Source organism: Streptomyces sp. NPDC101166 (assembly GCF_044768125.1).
Taxonomy (GTDB): Bacteria; Actinomycetota; Actinomycetes; order Streptomycetales; family Streptomycetaceae; genus Streptomyces.
Window position 1 is genome coordinate 1 of sequence record NZ_JBIWPF010000397.1, and the last position, 1,014, is coordinate 1,014.

A 1,014-nucleotide genomic window follows, 5' to 3' on the forward strand; every position below is an offset into this window, starting at 1 on the left:
AACGGCTTTCTCGCGCAGCTGCTGCGCTTCTTCGACATCGAGCGCTTCACGTCGAGCCCGTTCGGCGCGACGGTGTTCGAGCCCCCGGCCTGGCTCTGGGTGCTCGTGGTACTGCCGGTCGCGGTCCTCGGCCTGCTCGCCGCCGTCCTGGCCCACCGCGCGAACCGTGAGCTACTTGCCGTCACCGTGACGGGTATGACCGCAGCCTGCGTCTCCCCGTTCTCCTGGGGACACCACTGGGTGTGGTTCATGCCGTTGGCGATTCTGACCTGGCATTACGCGCGCACCGCCACCGTCCGCTGGGCGATGCTGGCCCCCGCGACCGTCGTCCTCATCGGATTCAGCTGGTGGTGGACCTTTTCCGACCGTCCGCCCATGGAGGGCTCCCCGCATCCGATCGGCATCGGCCTGTTCATGCTGCCCCGCGCAGACCGGTCGGTGTGGTGGGCGTACCTCACCGTGCCGACCTACGCGGGCTGCTATCCGCTGCTGATGATCGCGACCAGTGCCGTGATCATCTGGCGCAGTGCGTGGTTCAGGGAACGAACGCGCCCATGGTCGGCAACCATTCGGTGATCCGCTTGTCCTCGAGCAGGCCCTCCCGATTGAACGGGTCGTCCTCGAACAGCTTGGTGACCGCGGCCAGATCCTCGGCCGAGACCAGGATGAGCGCCCCGGACCCGTCCGCGTAGGGCCCGCTGGTGAGCACGGTGCCCTCGTCGACGAGTGCGTTCAGCCAGGCCCGGTGCTCGGGCCGGTGGATGTCGCGGGCCGGGACGGTGGCCTCGGAGTAGACGTAGTGGACGGCGAAGACGGCCATGGGCACGCTCCTGATCGAAGTCGGTGACGGATACGGAAGAGTCAGAGCGTCAACAGCATTCGGGTATTCCCGAGCGTGTTCGGCTTGACGTAGGACAGGTCCAGGAATTCGGCGACACCGGTGTCGTAGGACCGGCACATCTCGGCGTACACCTCCGCCGTGACCGGCGTGCCCTCGATCTCCGCGAACCCGTG

1 protein-coding gene and 2 pseudogenes are annotated in these 1,014 nt (G+C 67.2%); 1 reads left to right on the forward strand and 2 read right to left on the reverse strand.

What is annotated here, in order from left to right; genetic code table 11:
* Window positions 1-576, forward strand: a pseudogene (locus ACIRS4_RS39390) (hypothetical protein); the annotation flags it as partial.
* Here ACIRS4_RS39390 and ACIRS4_RS39395 read toward each other — a convergent pair.
* Together ACIRS4_RS39395 and ACIRS4_RS39400 are read right to left on the reverse strand one after the other, a co-directional pair.
* The gene (locus tag ACIRS4_RS39395) at window positions 536-820 is read right to left on the reverse strand and encodes a YciI family protein (protein ID WP_404205266.1); all 285 of its coding nucleotides are present in this window, start codon (window positions 818-820) and stop codon (window positions 536-538) included. The pseudogene ACIRS4_RS39390 and the gene ACIRS4_RS39395 overlap by 41 nt on opposite strands.
* A gap of 41 nt (window positions 821-861) precedes the next feature.
* A pseudogene (locus ACIRS4_RS39400) lies at window positions 862-1,014 on the reverse strand (N-acetylglutamate synthase); the annotation flags it as partial.

Bases quoted from the DNA above. Each gene is read 5' to 3' on its own strand.
- ACIRS4_RS39395 (WP_404205266.1), bottom strand. From the start codon at position 820: ATGGCCGTCTTCGCCGTCCACTACGTCTACTCCGAGGCCACCGTCCCG.